The organism is Streptomyces prunicolor (genome assembly GCF_045162825.1).
GTDB classification, from domain to species: domain Bacteria; phylum Actinomycetota; class Actinomycetes; order Streptomycetales; family Streptomycetaceae; genus Streptomyces; species Streptomyces prunicolor.
The window spans coordinates 6,091,715-6,110,681 of the sequence record NZ_CP108676.1 but is presented as its reverse complement, the minus strand read 5'-3'; the positions used below and the strand labels follow the sequence as shown (position 1 = coordinate 6,110,681).

14 protein-coding genes and 1 pseudogene are annotated in these 18,967 nt (G+C 68.7%); 11 read left to right on the top strand and 4 right to left on the bottom strand.

Translation table 11 applies throughout. The features are described 5' to 3' along the window. Positions 1–53: 53 nt before the first annotated feature. Together OG588_RS28075 and OG588_RS28070 are read left to right on the top strand one after the other, a co-directional pair. Positions 54–386 carry an SCO4225 family membrane protein gene (locus tag OG588_RS28075; protein ID WP_405949721.1) on the top strand — a complete coding sequence of 111 codons (333 nt, stop codon included), beginning with the start codon at positions 54–56 and terminating at the stop codon, positions 384–386. Between the two features lie 94 nt (positions 387–480). Next, the gene (locus tag OG588_RS28070) at positions 481–861 is read left to right on the top strand and encodes an ANTAR domain-containing protein (protein WP_405949720.1); all 381 of its coding nucleotides are present in this window, start codon (positions 481–483) and stop codon (positions 859–861) included. 114 nt (positions 862–975) lie between these two features. Here OG588_RS28070 and OG588_RS28065 read toward each other — a convergent pair whose 3' ends face one another. Then, positions 976–1,575, bottom strand: coding sequence for a hypothetical protein (locus OG588_RS28065; protein WP_405949719.1), 600 nt, complete (start codon positions 1,573–1,575; stop codon positions 976–978). A gap of 321 nt (positions 1,576–1,896) precedes the next feature. Here OG588_RS28065 and OG588_RS28060 point away from each other — a divergent pair, with 321 nt between their 5' ends. After that, on the top strand, positions 1,897–2,721 hold the full coding sequence (locus tag OG588_RS28060; protein ID WP_405949718.1) for a SigB/SigF/SigG family RNA polymerase sigma factor: 825 nt from the start codon (positions 1,897–1,899) through the stop codon (positions 2,719–2,721). A 7-nt stretch (positions 2,722–2,728) separates the two neighbouring features. Here the strand turns inward: OG588_RS28060 and OG588_RS28055 are convergent. The 3 genes and pseudogenes from OG588_RS28055 to OG588_RS28045 form a co-directional block, all read right to left on the bottom strand. Then, positions 2,729–3,205: pseudogene (locus OG588_RS28055) on the bottom strand (DUF5994 family protein); the annotation flags it as partial. A 159-nt stretch (positions 3,206–3,364) separates the two neighbouring features. After that, positions 3,365–3,757 carry a hypothetical protein gene (locus OG588_RS28050; RefSeq protein WP_405949717.1) on the bottom strand — a complete coding sequence of 131 codons (393 nt, stop codon included), beginning with the start codon at positions 3,755–3,757 and terminating at the stop codon, positions 3,365–3,367. 76 nt (positions 3,758–3,833) lie between these two features. Continuing rightward, positions 3,834–4,352, bottom strand: a complete 519-nt coding sequence (locus OG588_RS28045) for a DUF3320 domain-containing protein (protein ID WP_405949716.1) — start codon at positions 4,350–4,352, stop codon at positions 3,834–3,836. A gap of 586 nt (positions 4,353–4,938) precedes the next feature. Here OG588_RS28045 and OG588_RS28040 point away from each other — a divergent pair. From OG588_RS28040 to OG588_RS28005, 8 genes are all read left to right on the top strand, one after another. Beyond that, positions 4,939–5,826, top strand: a complete 888-nt coding sequence (locus OG588_RS28040) for a TauD/TfdA dioxygenase family protein (protein WP_405953232.1) — start codon at positions 4,939–4,941, stop codon at positions 5,824–5,826. Positions 5,827–5,866: 40 nt separating this feature from the next. Further along, positions 5,867–7,069: a cytochrome P450 gene (locus OG588_RS28035; protein WP_405949715.1), complete on the top strand. Its 1,203-nt coding sequence runs from the start codon at positions 5,867–5,869 to the stop codon at positions 7,067–7,069. A gap of 3 nt (positions 7,070–7,072) precedes the next feature. Further along, positions 7,073–8,293, top strand: coding sequence for a cytochrome P450 (locus OG588_RS28030; RefSeq protein WP_405949714.1), 1,221 nt, complete (start codon positions 7,073–7,075; stop codon positions 8,291–8,293). 21 nt (positions 8,294–8,314) lie between these two features. Further along, the gene (locus OG588_RS28025; RefSeq protein WP_405949713.1) at positions 8,315–8,890 is read left to right on the top strand and encodes an FcoT family thioesterase; all 576 of its coding nucleotides are present in this window, start codon (positions 8,315–8,317) and stop codon (positions 8,888–8,890) included. Between the two features lie 7 nt (positions 8,891–8,897). After that, on the top strand, positions 8,898–9,299 hold the full coding sequence (locus OG588_RS28020) for an acyl carrier protein (RefSeq protein WP_405949712.1): 402 nt from the start codon (positions 8,898–8,900) through the stop codon (positions 9,297–9,299). A gap of 70 nt (positions 9,300–9,369) precedes the next feature. Further along, the gene (locus tag OG588_RS28015; RefSeq protein ID WP_405949711.1) at positions 9,370–15,804 is read left to right on the top strand and encodes an SDR family NAD(P)-dependent oxidoreductase; all 6,435 of its coding nucleotides are present in this window, start codon (positions 9,370–9,372) and stop codon (positions 15,802–15,804) included. 4 nt (positions 15,805–15,808) lie between these two features. Beyond that, positions 15,809–17,266: a polyketide synthase gene (locus OG588_RS28010; RefSeq protein WP_405949710.1), complete on the top strand. Its 1,458-nt coding sequence runs from the start codon at positions 15,809–15,811 to the stop codon at positions 17,264–17,266. A gap of 46 nt (positions 17,267–17,312) precedes the next feature. Then, the gene (locus tag OG588_RS28005; RefSeq protein ID WP_405949709.1) at positions 17,313–18,884 is read left to right on the top strand and encodes a fatty acid--CoA ligase; all 1,572 of its coding nucleotides are present in this window, start codon (positions 17,313–17,315) and stop codon (positions 18,882–18,884) included. The last annotated feature ends 83 nt before the right edge of the window (positions 18,885–18,967 follow it).

Below are 18,967 nucleotides of genomic sequence, written 5' to 3'. Positions count from 1 at the left end.
TAGACCGCGATCGACCAACAACCCCTCACTCACCGACACTTAGGAGTACAGCCATGCCCAGTACCGACGCCAACGCCGCCGGTTCCCCGCTCCACCGGCTCGGCCGGAACCTCCGCAACCCCTTCGCCCTCGGCTACCTCGCGCTCTGCGTGGCGCTGCTCGTGTGGACCGTCGTCGTGAGCGTCATGGACGACTCGGGCGAGTCCATGGCGGGCGTCGTCCCGGTCCTGGCGACCGCCCCGGGCAGTCTCGTGTTCCTCGTACTGCCGGACGGCAAGGCGATGTTCTTCGTCGCCGTCGCCATCGGCGCACTGGTGAACGCCTCGGTCATCGGCTGGTGCGTCCGCGCGCTGCGCCGCGGCAACCAGGCGGACCCGACACGCTGACCCGACCCGCTGAACCCCGGGCGGGACTAGGCTGGGGGCGCGGTGTTCGCCCTGCTTCGCATCGGGCCCAACCACCGCGTCGAAGGACTGCGGCATGAGGCACGCGCCCTGCACCACGCACCACCCGGCCACAACCCCTGAAGAACGGCCCCTGTTGACGGCCGTTTCCCCGCCGGCCGACCCGGCTCTGCTCACCGAGATCGTCCAACTTCGCGCTCAGAACACCCAGTTGGCGCTGGCCCTGGAGACCCGGGCGGTGATCGACCAGGCCTGCGGCATGGTGATGGCCCTGGCACCGTGCTCCAGCGGCCGGGCCTGGGACCTGCTGGTGGGCGTCTCCCAGCACTGCAACATCAAGCTCCGGGTGGTGGCCGCGGCACTGGTCGCCACGACGGAGGACAGGACGCTACCGGCCGAGATCCAGCGGGAGTTCCGCCGCGCCCTGCGCCGCCTGCACGCGGCGGACCGGCCATGAAAGATCACGTGCGGATGGGACGGCACCGGGAGCTGTGGTTCCAACTCTCCGGTGCCTTCGTCCAGAACGGCCGACGGACGCCCCTGCTGAGTAGCCCGGCCCGCGCGACCTAAACTACCCAGGTCGTTGGGTCCGGTCGTTGTGCGCCAGCCCGTCCGGATGGTCCTCCGTACGCTCACCGAGCGGAAGTACCAGCACGCGTACGGGAGTTGGGTCGTCCTCGCGCTGGATCCGCCCCACCTCCCGCCAGCCCCAGCCCTGGAGCGCGGCCAGGGTCCGCCGGGCGGACTCGTCCACCAACGTGACGCCCAGCGAGGCCTGGTGGTCGGTGAGCAGACTCTCCTGCATCCGACGGGCGAGCCCGTGCGCGTGCTGGTGCGGATGGACGAGGGTCTCCAGGATCGCGAACACATGCCCGGACGCGGTGAGTTGCTCCAGGTTCTGCGGCAACGGTCCGTCGAACCCCTGCCACCACGACCCGTCGCGCGGGACGGAGAAACCACAGACGCACCCGGCCAGGGCCTCCGCCTCGGCGACGAGCATGTCGAAGCCGGGCAGTTTCACGTTGTCGGCGAGCCGGAGCAGGAACTTCTGCCGGTCGTTGAACTCCTCGCCGGCGTCGGCGTCGGAGGACTCCACATACAGATCCGCCAGGTCCTCCCGCGCGCCCTCGGCCTGCCAGCGGTTCAGCCGGCGCAGCCGCACCGCGTCCACGACGGACGGCTCCGAGCCTTCGAACGCGTGCGGACCGGGCGAATCGTGAGATGGCCACGGGGTATTCATGAGGCGCCTCGGTTCAGAAAACTCGATGGGCGATACGGCGCCGGGGTCTGGGACGTCTGTACAGCAGCATAACCGCGCATGCCACGAATACCCGTTCGAATGAACCTGTTTGAAGCCGCTCCGCCCGGGCACCTGTCCGGTGTGCTTCGGACCGGAGGCACCCCCCGTGGGAGCGGTGCTGCCTGCTCCCCAGAGTGCTGCGGTCCGCCGACCCCACGGTGCGTGACACCACCGAAGAGGGAGCACGTCCCCATGCAGCCCGACCGCACCCCCAAGTCCCGTACCACCAGACGGACTTACGACGACTCCCCCGACACTGCCGAGGCGTTCCGCCGTATCGCCGCACTGCCGGACGGTCCGGAGCGGGCGACGCTGTGCCAGGAGGTGGTGTGCGCCTGGATGCCGATGGCCGTACGGCTGGCCCGGCGCTTCCGGCACCGCGGCGAGTCCGCCGAGGATCTCACCCAGGTCGCCCAACTCGGCCTGGTCAAGGCCGTGTCGCGCTTCGACCCGAGCCTCGGCAACGCCTTCCCCAGCTTCGCGATTCCGACGATCCTCGGCGAGGTGAAGCGGCACTTCCGTGACGAGCTCTGGGTCGTCCATGTGCCGCGCCGGGTGCAGGAGCTGCGCGGCCAAGTCCGGTCCGCCGACCACGAGTTGAGCGCGACGCGGGGCGGGACGATCTCCGCCGTCCACGAGATCGCCACGCACACCGGCCTGACGGAGGCCGAAGTACGGCTGGGCCAGGGGGCGTTGGAGGCCTACACCGCCTGGTCCCTGGACGCCGTACCCGGTCACCCCACGGACGGCCACCCGCTGACCGACACCCTCGGCGACATCGAGCCCGACTTCGACCTGATCGTCGACCGCGAGGCGCTGCGCCCCCTGCTGCGGGCGCTGCCGGAGCGGGAGCGCGAGATCCTCTACATGCGCTTCTTCTGCGAGATGACCCAGGCCGGCATCGGCGCGCGGCTCGGCGTCTCCCAGATGCACGTCTCCCGCCTGATCACCCGCACCTGCGCCCGCCTGCACGCCCAGGTGATGGCCGAACCGCGCACGTTCAGGAAGGCGTCGTAACGCCGTCGCGGACGCTCGCCGCTTCGGCGACCAGCGCGCTCCCGGTCGACGTACGCAGCGGGTCGCTCGCGGCGGTCATCAGCCAGGCCGCCGTAGCGGGGTCCGTCTCAGGGGGTATGACGAGCAGGTCCCAGCGACTCGTCCGGTACGACAGGAGCAGCAGCTGGTGCGGGTCCTGCTCGGCCAGGAACCAGCCCACCTTCACGACATGCCCGTCGACCGGCACCTTGCGCGGGAAGTCGGCCGGCCAGTGCGTGGGATTCACCGTGACCCGCGTGATCCGCCCCCACAGCGGATCGAGCACGGCGACCAGCGAGGGAAGCTCCGCCCCCAGATCCCGGGACCGGGGCCACCAGGCACCGTCCAGCAGAGCCGGCGCGGAACCGAGGGGAGCCAGCGAGATACGGAGTGCGGCGGCTGATGAACCAGGTGCGACGGGGGCAACGGGCACAACGGGGGCAACGGGCGTAACGGGCGCAGTCATGACGCGAACCCTGCTCTGGGCCGGTCACGACCGGCCCGGCGTAATCGATCGCCGAAAACGACACGGGCATGGAGGCCGGTGCGCGGAATACCCTCGGTGACTTCGAGCGTACTCCTCAGGTACGTACCGGCCGCCCGCCGTTCCCGGCACTCCGCCTGCTCAGGCACCGCCCCACCCGGTCGAGTGGTCGTCCGGGTCCTCGGTCGCGTACAGGCTGGGCCCGAGGCGCGCGGCCAGGGTGTCGACCGCGATGTGCGTCGGGGTCACCGTCCCGCCGCCGTCGTCCGACGTCAGCTCGGCGTAGTACGCCGGAGCCGCCCAGTCCATCGGACGGTGGAAGAAGAAGTCGACCGTGTCGTCCGGATACTCCCCACGAAGCAGCGAAAGCACGGTCTCCAGGTCGTTCTCCGCGCCGTACCCGCTGATCACCACGGCGACCCGCCCCGACTCCGTCCGCCACACCCGTACATGCGCCGGGCCGACCCCCTGGCGGGGCGACCACGCGCCCTCGTCACGGATCAGCCGAGCCGGATGAACACCCTCAACCGCCATACAAAGCCCCCGCTTTCGACCCCGCCGTCATCGCGTACGACCCTCGTACTTCCGGCCGAGGCACGGCCCCGTTCCGTCACCCGACCGCCGTGATCTGCCCGTCCGCCTCCTTCAGCCTGCCCTGGCCGAGCAGTTCGTCGATGTCGGAGTCCAGGAAGGCACGGATGTCCCGGCCCATGCGACGCCAGCCGAAGAACTCGCCGGTGTGCCGGACCAGTTCGTCCTGCGACATACCCGGGCACTCCGCCGCGAGCTCATACAGCGCCAACTGCCGCTCGGCCGGGGCGATATACGCGGCCTTGCGGACGGCGTCGCCCTCTCCTGGAACGCGGGCGCTCAGCTCCTCGCGGCCTGCCACGTCGAGGAACAGGCCATCGACGCCGACCTTCCCCGAGCGGACGAGACCGCGCACCACGTCCCGTACGTTGTCGCGGATCCTGCTGCCCGCCCGGCCGACGCCCCACGCCTCCCGGGCACGCTGCACCAGCAGTTCCTCGTGGATGGGGCCCTCGATCCCGATGACCCTGGTCAGCAGCGTGCGCAGGGCCGGCCGGGCCTCCGGGGTGTGCAGTTCGTGCGGCGAGGACACGGTCATCTCGCCCGTCTCGTACAGGGAGCTCCACGGCCGGTCGGGCTCGGTGTCGACGGGAACGCGCTCATGGTCCGTAGGCGCAGGGGCAGTAGCGTGTGTGGCTGGTTGGTCAGTGCTGCCTCGTATGACGTCGCCCAAGGGCGTCCGGCCACCGGCCGGCCACCGAGACTGGCACCACAGGCGACAAGGAACCGGATCCCCGGATTGTCGGCCCTCCGCGCGGGGCGACGTCATCCAGGACGTTGTCCACACGGACACAAGATCGACTCACCGCCGTGGTAAGCGATCGAGGCCAGGGTCGCCAAGCGGGATCCGCTCACCCGCCGATGCCCGCCCTCACCGGCACCGGGCCGTCCCTGCCGGCGGCACCACCACGACCGGAGTCGTGAAACCCGGCACACATCCGACGCGCCGGCCGGGCCCGCAGCCTGCCCACCAATGGTCCGCCAAGCGAAAACGACCCACCAGTTGAAATGGCAACCAATACGGAAAGTCCATCTTAAGGGGATCTTTAGCGTCCCGGGCTAGCGTTGTTTCGAGCATGAGCTTGCCGATGACCGTGCGTTTTCAGTCAATGGGGAGGACTGAAGTGGAAATCACTCGACAGGCTGGCGAAAAGATGGGGGCAGTGGTCGAGGACTTCGATCTGGCAACTGCTTCGGACGAGGAATTCGAAGAGCTCAAGTCCCGGACATATCGCGAAAAGATCCTGGTGCTCAAGAACCAGGACCTTTCACCTGAGCAGTTCCTCGAACTCGGCAATAGGCTCGGTACTCCCGAGACCTACTACGAGCCGATGTACCAGCACCCTGACGTAAAGGAAATCTTCGTCTCCTCCAACGTGAGCGACGGGGAAAAGCAGATCGGGGTCCCGAAGACGGGCAAGTTCTGGCATGCCGACTATATGTTCATGCCAAACCCCTTCGGACTCACGCTGATCTACCCCCAGGTCATACCGACGAAGAACCGCGGAACCTACTTCATCGACATGGGGAAGGCCTATGAGAATCTCTCCGACGAGCTGAAGGCCACCCTGGCCGGCGCAGTGGCAGTGCAGAGCGTGCGCCGGTACTTCAAGATCCGCCCAACCGACGTATACCGCCCGATCTCCGAGGTCCTCGACGAGATCGAGGCCAAGTCGCCGGCGTCGCCGCACCCAGCGGTCTTCAAACATCCCGGGACCGGCGAGCAGATCCTCTATATCAGCGAGGGGTTCACCGCCGAACTGCAGGACGCCGACGGAAACCGGCTCGACGAGTCGGTCCTGAAGGACGCGCTGGAGGCCGTTGGTCAACTGAACCCGGCGGGCGATCACGAGAACATCCACCTTCAGACCTTCGAGCAGGGCGACCTTCTGCTCTGGGACAACCGCAGCCTTGTGCACCGTGCGTTGCACACCGCGACGCCGGAGCCCACCGTCTCGTACCGCGTCACCGTGCACGACCACCTCCCGTTCTACGAGGGCATCTCCGCCTGACCGGCACATTCCTGCACCTCACGATCGAGAAGGAGTCGTCATGACCACAGCGCAGCCGGCCTCCAAACATCCGAATCCGTTCGATGAGGCGTTCTTCAAGGACCCGTATCCGACTTACGCCGAGTTGCACAAGACGGGCGCGCCCCTGCACCGCGTATCCCTGTCGGACGGCAACGACGTCTGGCTCATCACCGGCTACGAGGAAGCCAGCGAGGCGCTCAAGGACCGCCGCTTCGTTCGCAACCGCCAGCATGCCGGCCCCGACTACCAGAGCGAGATCCTTCCCGAGATCGTCCGCTCCGGGAACCTGCACATGGAGGACGGCCAGCTCCACACCCGCCTCCGCCGCTTCATGAACTTCGCCTTCACCCCGAAGCGGGTCGCGGCCATGGTGCCCCGGATCGAGAAGATCACCGGAGAACTGCTCGACGCCATGGAGGCCGACGGAGGCGGCGACATCATGGACGGCCTGGCCGCGCCGCTCCCGATCGCGATGACCACAGGCATCCTGGGTGTGCCCGACGACCAGCGGGGCGACTTCCGCTACTGGAGCGACGAGCTCCTCGGGGGCGCGCCCGGGCGAGCCCGCCACGCCGCCGAGCAGTTGCTTGTCTATGTGCAGGGGCTCATTGACCTCAAGCGCCGCGAGCCGGCCGACGACCTGATCTCGTACTGGGTCTCGGCCAAGGACAACGAGGGCCAGCCGCTGACCGATCAGGAAATGATCGGCATGACGTTCTTCCTGCTGCTCGGCGGCTACGACACGACGGTCGGCCAAATCGGTGCCTCCGTGATCGCACTGCTCAAGCACCCGGAGAAGGCCGAGCAGATGCGAACCAATCCGGAGATCATCCCGTTCGCGGTCGAGGAGCTGATGCGCTGGGACGGCTCGACCCACAGCGGCATCCGGCGGTTCGCGGCCGAGGACGTGGTGGTCGGTGACGAGACCATCGCCTCCGGCGACTGCGTGCTGATCTCGCTCAGCGCGGCCAACCGCTGCCCGATGCGCTTCGCCGAGCCCGACAAGCTGGACTTCGAGCGCGAGGAGAACATACAGCTCGGTTTCGGCCGGGGCCCGCACCACTGCCCGGGCAAGGAGCTCGCCCGGCACGAGCTGCGCATCGCTCTGGGTGAACTGGTCCGTCGTTTTCCGAAGATGCAACTGGCCGTGCCCCCGGAAGAGATCGTCTGGCGCCCGTCGTACCTGATCCGGGTCCCGCACGAGCTGCCGGTGAGGTTCTGAAACATGACGACGACGCCGGATGCTCCGGGGACACCCCGCTGTCCGCACAGCGGGGTGAAGACCCCCTTCGACGCCGCCTACTTCGCGGACCCGTACGCCACCTACCGTCGTCTGCACACCGAGGGGCCGATCCACCGGATCAAGACGCCTGAGGGCTACGACGCCTGGCTGGTCACCCGTTACTCCGATGTGCACCAGTTGCTGGGCGACCACCGGCTGGTACGCCAGGTGCGGCACGCCAAGGGCGATTTCTACCGCTTCCCGCTGCCCGTCGAGTTCTCCAGGTCGCTGGTCCGCGAGGACCCGCCCGTGCACACGCGGCTGCGCCGGTACATGAACCTGGCGTTCGCGCCGAAGCGGGTGCGGCCCCTGCGGCCCCGAATCGAGGCGGTGACCGACGAGCTCATCACCGCGCTCGGTCACAGCGGCGAGACGGACCTGATGGCCAGTCTCGCCATGCCGCTGCCCATCACGATCATCGCCGAGATGCTGGACGTCTCGGCGGAGGAGCAGGCGGACTTCCGGCGCTGGGCCGACGCGCTCGTGGGCCTGGACCAGGAGGAGCTGCGCAAGGGCGGCATCAGCATGCTGAACTGCCTCTCCCGGCTGGTCGAGTTGAAGCGGAAGGAACCGAGCGACGACATCTGGAACGACTGGATCCGGGGACTCCAGGGGCAGGAGGAGCCACTGGAGACCGATGAACTGCTGGGCCTGGGCTTCATGGTCCTGCTGGGCGGCTACGATCCCACCGCCGGCGTCATCGGCTCGGCCGTCCTGCGGCTGCTGGAGGAACCGGATCTAGCACGGCTGCTGCGCGAGCGGCCGGAACTGATGCCGTCAGCCGTTGAGGAGTTCCTGCGGCTGCACGGCGCCAGCCACACCGCTGCCCGGAGGTTCGCCGCCGAGGACATCGAGGTGTGCGGCGAGACCATTCCGGCCGGAGCTGCCGTTTTCCTGTCGCTCAGTGCGGCCAACCGCGATCCGGAGAAGTTCGAGTTCGCCGAGGTCTTCCGTCCGGAGCGGTCGCCCAACCGCCACGTCTCCCTCGGGCAAGGACCGCACTTCTGCGCCGGCGCCGAACTCGCCCGCATGGAGATCACGGCGGTGCTGGAGGCCGTGTTGCATCGCCTCCCGAACCTTCGACTGACAGTACCGGCGGAAGAACTCAGGCTACGGCCCGGGTATTCCATACGGTCCCTCGAAAAGCTTCCTGTCATGTACTGAGCTCATCCTGGGGGTAATAAGATGCTGACCCGGTCCCAGCCATTGGAGCGGGCAACCGAATTCGCCACCGACGAGGTACTGCTTGAGCAGGTACTGAAGCCATACCGGCTCAACTGCCAATACCTCAAGTCCGCGGTGGTGAAGCTGGCCGACCGCCCCGGAGAGGCGGGACGGGTGTCGGCATCCTGTCATTTCGAGATCCCGGAGTCGTGCTACATCGATGACACCGGGCACTTCAACTCGGTCGAATTCAACATCTGCTACAACCAGATGATGTATTACGTGATCGCCAAGGTGGTGAAGGAGCGGCTCCTGGAGCCGCTCTCTTCCTGGAGCATGGCAGATTACTGGTCGCGTCAGCTTGCCGACTTCCTCATCACGGATTTCCGCAGCTCCTTCCGGCGTGCGATGCGAGGCGGGAAGTTCTCCGGCGAGTTCGAGATCCTCGCCCTCACCGAATGGGAAGGGGACGACCTCCACGAGGCGCTGCTGATCGCGCAGACCTCCTGCCGTTACTGGGACGAGAACGGCGGCAACTGCCATGGCGAAGTCCGCATAGCCATCACCAACCCAATGAGCATTCAGAATCAATCCTGAGGCATTCATGAAGAAGACCACGCCACTGGTTGAGCAGCTGCGCAGCCTTCCCCGGCCGGAGCGGCGTTCCCAGGTCGAGGAGCTGGCGCTCACCGAGTTCCGGACCGCGCTGCTCATGTCCGAGGGCGAAGACCTTCCGCTGGACCAGAACTACTTCGACCTGGGCCTGACCTCACTTCGTGTCACCGAGATCAAGCAGCGCCTGGAGGCACAGCTCGGCTGCGCCATCGACACGGCCGTGCTCTTCGCGGCACCGACACTGGACCGCCTCGTGGATTACCTGCAGAACGAGATCCTCCCGAAGCTGACCGGGGAGTCAACGGCATCGGAAGGGAGAGCGGCCAGCACCGTGTCACCCGGCCGCAAGGCACTGGTCACCGACCTGCTGAACGACCTCTACAAAGAGTGAAAGCACGCCTGGCCCGACCAACGAACTATTCCGGGGGGCGCAGCGCTGCCTCTGGAGCGGAGGAAACACCATGTCCAACCGGCGCCCAGCTGCGCAGGAAGAACTGGACGCTGCTCTCCAAGCGCTTCAGGAGCAGCAGCAAGTGCTCAGGGAATTGCTGCTCGAAAAGCACGAGCCCATTGCGATCGTGGGCGTCGGGATGCGTTTCCCCGGTGGGAACTCCACGCTTCCGGGCTTCGCCGAATTCCTTGAGCAGGGCCGGTCGGGTACGGGGCCGATTCCCGTGGACCGCTGGGACGTCGAGGGTTTCTCCTCGGGCGGCCAGGATGTGAAGGGGAAGATCCGCACGTTCGCCGGCGGATTCCTGGACCGGGTGGACCAGTTCGACCCGCAGTTCTTCAACATCTCTCCGAAGGAAGCGCAGTACATCGATCCGCAGCAGCGGCTCGCGCTGGAGACCGCGTGGGAAGCCCTGGAAGAAGCGGGAATCGACCCAAACAGCCTGCGGAACGGCAAGGGCGGTGTCTATGTCGGCGTCTCCACCGTCGACTACACCATCGAGGCGGACGCCCTCGCGTACGAGGAGCTGGACGCCAACATAGGTACCGGGACGGCGCACTCAGCGGTGCCCGGCCGGATCTCGTACTTTCTCGGCTGGCGCGGACCGAGCATGGCCGTGGACACCGCTTGCTCCGCCTCTCTGGTGACCCTGCACCTGGCCGCCGAGGGCCTGCGCCGCGGCGAGTGCGACATCGCGCTGGCCGGCGGGGTCAACGTGATCCACCACCCGCGCAACCACATCGTCTTCTCGCAGGCGAACATGCTCGCCGTCGACGGCGAGTGCAAGACCTTCGACTCCTCCGCCGACGGATACAGCCGCAGCGAGGGCTGCGGCATGCTCGTGCTCAAGCGGCTCACGGACGCCAAGCGCGACGGGGACCGCGTGCTGGCGCTGGTACGCGGTTCGGCCGTGCGCCAGGACGGCGAGAGCGGCGGCCTGACCGTGCCCAACGGCTCCGCCCAGGAAATGGTCATTCGCGCCGCGCTCGACAACGCGGTGCTGGACCCCGCGGACATCCAGTACGTCGAGGCGCACGGCACCGGCACCTCGCTGGGCGACCCCATCGAGATCGGAGCCATCCAGTCCGTCTTCGCCAAGTCGCACTCGAAGGCGGCGCCGATCGTCGTCGGCTCGCTGAAGACCAACGTCGGCCACATGGAAGCGGCGGCCGGCGTCGGCGGTGTGATCAAGGCGGCGCTGCAACTGCACAGCGGGACGATCTACCCGCACCTGAACATGACAACCCCCTCGGAGCACATCCCGTGGGACGACTACTCCGTCGAGGTGCCGGTCGACGGACGGCCCTGGAAGGCGGACACCCGCCGCGCCATCGTCAACTCCTTCGGCTTCGCGGGCACCATCGCCTGCGCCGTACTGGAACAGGCCCCCGCCTTCGCCACCGCCGAACCGTCAGTGACCGACGGGGGGCACGTCTTCACCCTCTCGGCGAAGAACGACAAGGCCCTGGCGCTCCAGATGGAGCGCCACCGTGCGCACCTCGCCGAGCACCCGGACCTGAGCCTGGCCGACGTCTGCTACACCAGCAACGTCGCCCGGGCCCACTTCGGCAGCAGGCTGGTGGGCGTGGTGAGTGACACCGAGGAACTGTCCGCGCTGCTCGCTCGTACCCCCACCGCCGGCCCCGGCCTGAGCAGGACCGCCTTCCTCTTCACCGGCCAGGGCTCTCAGTACTCGGGCATGGGCAAGTCGCTCTACGACGCCTACCCGGTGTTCCGGGAGCACCTGGACGCCTGTGACCGGCTCTTCGAAACGCGTGTCGGCCGGTCCGTCAAGGCACTCGTCCTCGGTGACGCCGCGGACCCGGAGGCGATCGACCAGACCTGCTACACCCAGCCCGCGCTGTTCTCCTTGGAGTACGCCACCGCACAGTTGTGGCTGAGTTGGGGCGTCCAGCCGAGCGTCCTGATCGGCCACAGCATCGGCGAGGTGGTCGCGGCGACCGTGGCCGGACTCTTCTCGCTGGAAGACGCGGTCCGGCTGGTCGCGGCCAGGGCCCGGCTGATGCAGTCCGTCACCGCACCCGGCGCGATGGTCGCCGTGGAAGCCGCGGGGAACGAGGTCGCCCCTCTTCTCGAAGCGTACGAGGACGTCGCCTTCGGTGCCTTCAACGCCCCCGGTCACTGCGTCATATCCGGCGGTGAGGCCTCCGTCGCGGCCATCACCGGCCGGCTGGAGGAGCGCGGTCTGCGCACCAGGCAGCTCGCGGTCTCGCACGCCTTCCACTCTCCGCTGATGGCAGAGGTCTTCGACGCCTTCCGCGAGGAGATCCAGGACATCACCTTCCGCGAGCCCGAATTCACCCTGATCTCCAACATCTCCGGCCGGGTCGCCGACGTCGCCGAGATGTCCACCCCCGAGTACTGGGTGCGGCACATCGCGGAACCCGTCAACTTCCAGGTCGGCATGGCCGCCATCGGCACCCGCGGCCGCCACGTCCTCATCGAAGTGGGCCCCTCGGGAACCCTGCTGGGACTGGGCAAGCGGATCCTGGACGCCAAGGAGCACGTCTGGCTCCGGAGTTCGGCGAAGGGTGACACGGACTCCTCGGTCATCCGGGCCTCGGTGGCCGAGTGCTACGCCGCCGGCCTGCGGATCGACTGGGAGGGCTACCACCAGGGGCGCGGTGGGCGGCGGACCGCGTTGCCGACGTATGCCTTCGACACCAAGCGGTACTGGCTGCCCATCACCGGCGACCGGCACTCCAAGGAGCGTGTGGTCGACGCCTCGCGGGCGCACCACCCGCTGCTCGGCGCCGAGGTGAGCACCGCCGCGCAGCTCCAGGACGGCGCACGCGAGTTCGCCGCCGAGATCGGTCCCGACCAGCCGTCCTACCTGGTCGACCACGTCATCATGGGACAGACGGTGTTCCCCGGCGCCGGCTACATCGAGATCCTGCTCGCCCTGCAGGAGGCGGTGTACGGCGAGAGCGGCCGCGTCCTGGAGGACGTGGCGATCCACGAGCCGCTGATCCTCTCGGACGAGCAGCGCACCGAGATCGGTACGCGGCTGCAGATGCTCCCCGGCGGCAGCGCGGAGGTCAAGATCCTCAGCCGGACACCGGGAGCCGACAACGCCATCGAGCGCTGCCACGTCACCGCCCGGATCGGCACGGAGTACACACTGCTTCCAGAGCTGCGGGAGGTCGCGGCGGAGCTGGAGACCAAAGCGGCGGCCGAGGGCCCTCCACCGCTGCCCCGCCGCCCTGACGACCTGTACGCGGAGTTCGCCGACCTCGGGCTCGAATACGGCCCGGAGTTCCAGCGCATCGAGCACATCGCACGCCAGGGCGACAGCGTCTCAGTCGCCCGGCTGCGCGGCCGGGCGGCCTACGCGCTGGAGCACCTGCCGCCGGTCGTACTCGACAACGTCACCCAGTCGCTGGCCGGGGTGCTGGACAACGGAAACACCTACCTCCCGGTCGGCTTCGGCCGCTTTCAGTTGCTGAAGAAGCCCAAGAGCGACGAGCTGCGCAGTTACGTGCGGCTCACCAGCGAGGAAAACGCCGACGGCGAGATGACCGCGGACATGCTCCTGACGGAGCACGGCCGACCGGTGTTCGTCGTGCACGGCTTCCGGCTGAAGAAGGTCACCGCTGCCGCGGGCGCCACCCCGCGCCGGCAGCTGTTCCACGAGCCGCGCTGGGTGAAGCGTTCCCTGGTACGCCAAGGCGGCGGCGAACGTGAGCGGCGCATCCTGGTGGTCAACCGGGGCGCGGCGGACTTCGAGTCCGTACGCGAGCGCCTCGCCACCAACGGCGCCTCGCTGACGTTCGCGCCGGACGCGAACGGAGCCGCCGGGCTGCTGGACGAGCGGCCCACCGACGTCTGCTGGTTCTGGAAGAGCGTCCCGGGCCCGGTCACCGCCGAGCGCCTGCGGGCGGAGTGCGAGGCCAACTACCGCGAACTGCTCGACCTCCTGGCGGCGTTCGAGAAGGCCGCGTTCGGGCGCGACCAGCGGCTGTGGCTGGTCACCGAGGGGGCCCAGCGGCTGCCCGGTGACTTCGCCGGCCGGCCGGGCCGCGCCTCGGAGGTCTCGCCCGCCGCGACCCTGTGGGGCCTTGGCCTCACACTGTGGAACGAGTACCCCACCTTCCAGGCCACGCTGATCGACCTCCCCGTCGGCGGCGACAGCCAGGCCCTGGCCGACGAGCTGCTGAGCGCCGAGCCGGACGAGTACCAGGTCGCCTTCCGGGACGGCAACCGGCATGTGCGCCGGATCCACCGCGCCGACCCGGCCGGTACGAGCGACGCCAACTTCGAGCTCGCCATCACCGAGTTCGGGGAGTTCTCCAACGTCCGGCCCGTGCCCGTCGAGGACTTGGCACCCGAGGGCGACCAGATCCAGGTCCAGGTGCACGCGGCGGGCCTGAACTTCAAGGACGTCCTCAACGTGCTGGGGCTGCTCAAGGCCCACGCGCAGGACAGCGGCATCGAGTACCAGCCGCTCGACCTCGGCTTCGAGGGGGCCGGCACGGTGGTCGCGGCCGGCCCCGACGCCGAGTTCCGGCCCGGCGAAGAGGTGGTGCTCAGCCACCTCGGCTGCATGAAGCGGCGCGTCACCGTGCCGTCAGCGATGGCGGTGCGCAAGCCCGCCAACATCGGGTTCGCCGAGGCAGCCGGACTGGCCACCGCCTATGTCACCGCCTACCACGCGTTGCACGACCTGGCCGGCATCAAGCGGGGTGACAAGATCCTCATCCACGCGGCGGCCGGCGGCGTGGGCCAAGCCGCGGTGCAGCTGGCCAAGCTCGCGGGCGCCGAGATCTTCGCCACCGCCAGCACCCGCAAGCAGGAGCTGCTGCGCGCCCAGGGCATCGAGCACGTCTTCGACTCGCGCACCCTGGAGTTCGCCGACCAGGTACTGGAGGTCACCGGCGGCAGGGGCGTCGACATCGTCCTGAACAGCCTGAACAAGGACTACATCACGGCCGGCATGAAGGCGCTCGGAGAGGGCGGCCGGTTCGTGGAGCTCGGCAAGATCGGCATCTGGTCGGCCGAGCAGGCACGTGCGGCGCGGCCGGACGTGAAGTACGACAACTTCGACCTCAGCGAGTTCGCGGCGGAGGAGCTGCAGAAGGTCAACAAGAACATCCTCCAGACGGTGGCGGGGCTGCTCTCCGAGGGTGCGGTGCAGCCGCTCCCGACGACCGTCTACACCCTGGACGAGATCGAGGAGGCATTCACGGTCCTCAGCCGCGGAGCCAACATCGGCAAGCTGGTGATCAGCTTCGAGCGGGAGGACGGCTTCCGTGAGCGTCCGGTCACCATCACGGCCGACCGCTCGTACGTGATCACCGGCGGCATGGGCGCCCTCGGGCTGGTGATGGCGCAGAAGCTCGTCGACCTCGGCGCCCGGGACCTCATCCTGGTCAGCCGGCGGGCCGTCCCGGAGGCGGATGTCGCGGCGCTCGCCGCCGAGCTGGGCGAGGGGGTACGGGCCAGCACGCTGCAGTGCGACGTGGCCTCGGCCGACGACGTCCAGCGGCTCGTCGACTTCGTGGCGGCCGGACCGCACCCGCTGGGCGGCGTCCTGCACACGGCCGGCGTCCTCGCGGATATGCCGCTCTCCTCCCTCACCTGGGAAAGCATCGACAAGGTCTTCCAGCCCAAGGTGTACGGGACCTGGCACCTGCACGAGGCGCTGCGCGACCTCCCGGACGCGCCGTTCTTCGTCGGCTTCTCCTCGATCGCCTCGGTGGTCGGGTCGGTCGCGCAGGGCAACTACGCGGCGGGCAACGCGTTCATCGACACACTCATGCAGTGGCGCGGAGCGCAGGACCTGCCGGGCCTGAGCATCAGCTGGGGCCCCTGGGCCGAGGTGGGCATGGCCGCGGAGCTGAGCGAGCAGCAGGCCCGCGGCATCGAGTCCCAGGGGATGAAGTTCCTCAAGCCCGCCGACGGCACCCGCTCGATGTTCAAGGCGCTCGGGAAGCCCGCCGCGCACCTGATGATCGGCGAGTTCGACTGGGACCGCTTCGTCTCGGGCCGGCTGGCAGCCAACGCCTTCTACCGTGAGGTGGCGGGAGCCGGCGGCGCCGGTGTCCGCACCGTCGACCTGGACGCGCTGCGCGCTCTGCCGAAGTCCGAACGCCTCTCCTCCGTCAACGGGTTGATCCGTACCCGGATCGCGGGACTGCTCCACTTCGAGGGACCCGACGACGTTGGCGTCAGCGCGAAGTTCCTCGAACTGGGCCTGGACTCGCTCAGCGCGGTGGAACTGAAGAACAGCCTCGAAGTGGCCCTCCAGGTGCCGTTGTCCTCCGCGATCGTCTTCGACTACCCGTCGATCGGGCTGCTCACCGAGTACCTGGAGCAGCAGCTCGTACCGCAGGCGGCGGCCGAGGACGAGCAGTCCGCGGACGACGTGGCGGCGCTCTCCGACACCGAGGCCGACGCCGAGCTCGCCGCGATGATGGAGCTGTGACCCGGTGAAGGAGTACATCGAGTCGTTGCAGGGGCTCTCCAAGTCCCAACTGGTGCTGCTGCTGGCGCGACAGCGCCGGCAGGAGACCGAGCGGATCGCCGTCGTCGGCATGGCGTGCCGGTTCCCCGGCGGCATCGACGGCCCCCAGCAGTACTGGGACGCGCTGCGCACGGGCCGCAGCGTCCTCGCCGAACGGGGCGGGATCCCCAAGGACTCCACCGGGCGTCCCCGGTGGAACGTGTCGGCGCCGGACCTGGCGCCGCTGGCGGACCTGCTCGCCCAGGGCGCCTACCTGGACGCCGTCGACCTCTTCGACGCCGAGCGCTTCGGCATCCCGGACGAGGAGGCGCGGTACATGGACCCACAGCAGCGGCTGCTGCTGACGTGTGCCGCCGAGGCGTTGGAGGACGCGGCGCCGTTCGACCGCCCAGCGGCCCGGGTGGGCGTTTTCGCCGCGGTGAGCACGGTGGAGTACAACTTCGCCGCGCTCCGCAATGGGCTGGGTGTCGAGGGGCTCTCCCCGTATATGGGCACCGGCGGAGCGCTCAGCGCGACGGCCGCCCGGGTCGCCGTCGGCCTCGGCCTGAACGGCCCTGTGCTGACCGTGGACACCGCGTGCTCCTCCGCCCTGACAGCGACCCATCTGGCCTCGTCGGCGCTGCGCCGCGGCGAGTGCGACGTGGCGATCGTCGGCGCCTGCCACCTGACGCTCGCTCCCTTCACGGCGGGGGTCTTCGAGCAGGCGGGAATGCTCTCGCCCACCGGACGCAGCCGCCCCTTCGACAGCGCGGCGGACGGTCACGTCCGGGGGGAGGGCTGCGGGGTGCTCGTACTCAGACGCGAGCGCGACGCGCAGGCCGCCGGCGACCGGCCGTACGCACTGATCAAGGGCAGCAGCATCTACCAGCACGGCGACCGGCCCACGATGGCGGCCGTCTCGTCCGTGGCGCAGCGCCGGGTGATGACGCAGGCGCTGCGGGACGCCGTCGTCGACCCGCTTCAGGTGCAGTACATCGAGGCCCAGGCCAACGGCTCCAAGCTGGGCGGGGTCATCGAGGCGGAGGCGATCGCCGAGACGTACCGGCGGGCCACGAACGACGCGCCGCCGCTGTACCTGGGCTCGGCCAAGGCCAACCTCGGTTACCTGGAGACGGCCTCCGGGGCCGCCGGGCTGATCAAGACCGCGCTCGCCCTCAACAACCGTGTCATCCCGCCACAGCCGGGGATCGACATCCCTGACCCCGCAGTGCCTTGGGCCCATACCGGCCTCCGGCTGCCCCGCACGGCCGTGCCGTGGCCCGAGGCCGAATCCCCGATGGCGGCGGTGAGTTCGTTCGGCTTCACCGGCACCAACGCGCATGTCCTGATGGAAGGGGGTACGGACCCGGAGCCCCGGCCCGCGCCCCACAGCACGTCGGGCCAGGGACGCCGCCACTGGCCCGACGACAACATCTGGAGCTGACACGGCAGTGCGGCGAAGCCCGGGAACGAGGAACCGAGGAGCAACGATGTACTTTCCGAACCTGCGGACGCTCGACGCGAGCGTGGCATTCCACGCCCGGCGCCGCCCGGATCACGCGGCCGTGCTGTGTGAGCGGCGAACCGTCACGTACGGCGAGTTGCATCGGCGCAGCAACCGCATGGCGCACGCGCTGGGTGCGGCCGGTGTGTCGGATCAGGCCAGGATCGGCTATCTCGGCAAGGAGTCGGAGCACTACTACGAGGTGCTCTTCGCCTGCGCCAAGACGGGAACGGTCCTGGTGCCCATCAACTGGCGGCTGACCGTCGGCGAGGTGGACCACATCCTGCGGGACTCCCGGACGGAATTCCTTTTCGTGGAGGAGGAGTTCCGCGCGCTCGCCGAAAAGGTGACCGCAGCACTTGCCCACCGGGTCCAGATCGTCGTCATCGACCAGGAGGGCGGCACGGGCGCGGGCATCCTCGGCTGGGCCGCCGACCACCCGGACACGGACCTGGCACGGTCCGTGCACGAGGACGACCCGGTCGCGCAGCTGTACACCAGCGGAACGACCGGGCTGCCCAAGGGAGTCGTACTCGCCCACCGCAGCTTCTTCAGGGTCCGGGACGCGCTGGCGTCCGAGGGGCTGTCCTGGATCGACTGGCAGGAAGGCGACGTGAGCCTCATCGGCATCCCCGGCTTCCATGTCGGTGGGCTGTGGTGGGCCACTCAGGGTTTCCACGCCGGCATCACCAACGTCGCCATGCGGATGTTCATCAGCGGTGAAGCGGTACGGCGGATCCGTGAGCTCGGCGTCACCACGGCGTGCGTGGTGCCCTCGATGTTGCAGATGATGCTCAGCGAACCGGAGGCGAGCAACGAGGACTTCGCGTCGCTGCGCAAGGTGGTGTACGGCGGTTCCCCGATCTCCGAACCGCTCCTGGAACAGGCCGTCGAACGGATCGGCTGCGACTTCGCGCAGATCTACGGGCTCACCGAGACGGGCAACACAGCGGTGTGCCTGCCGCCCCACGAGCACGTGGTCGGCGGCCCGCGGATGCAGGCGGCGGGCCGGGCGTACCCCGGCTTCGAGATCAAGATCGTGGACCGCGACGGCACCCGCCTCGCCGGACGTTCCGTGGGCGAGGTGTGCCTCCGCACGCCCGCGCACATGATCGAGTACTGGGGGCTGCCCGAGGCCACCGCGAGCACCCTGACGGATGGCTGGATCATCACGGGTGATGCCGGCTATCTCGACGAAGATGGGTATCTGTTCGTCTGTGACCGGATCAAGGACACCATCATCGTCGCAGGGGAGAACGTCTATCCGGCGGAGATCGAGAACGCGCTGACCAAGAACGAGGCGGTGTTGGAGGCCGCGGTGGTCGGCGTGCCCGACGAGCGATGGGGGGAGGCGGTCCGGGCGTTCGTGGTCCTGCGTCCCGGGATGACCGCGACGCCGCGCGAACTGATGATGTCGCTGAAGGGGAGGATCGCGGACTTCAAGATCCCGACCGGGTACGAGTTCATCGGCACGCTGCCCAGGAACCCCAGCGGCAAGATCCTCCGCCGAGAGTTGCGCGACAGGTTCTGGCAGGGGCAGCAACGTAAGGTCAACTAGGCGTGAACCAGCGGGTGTTCGTGGAGCGCAGGGGTTCACGAACACCCGCCGGTACGTGGTCCGGCCGCTCCCGCCCCCGGGTC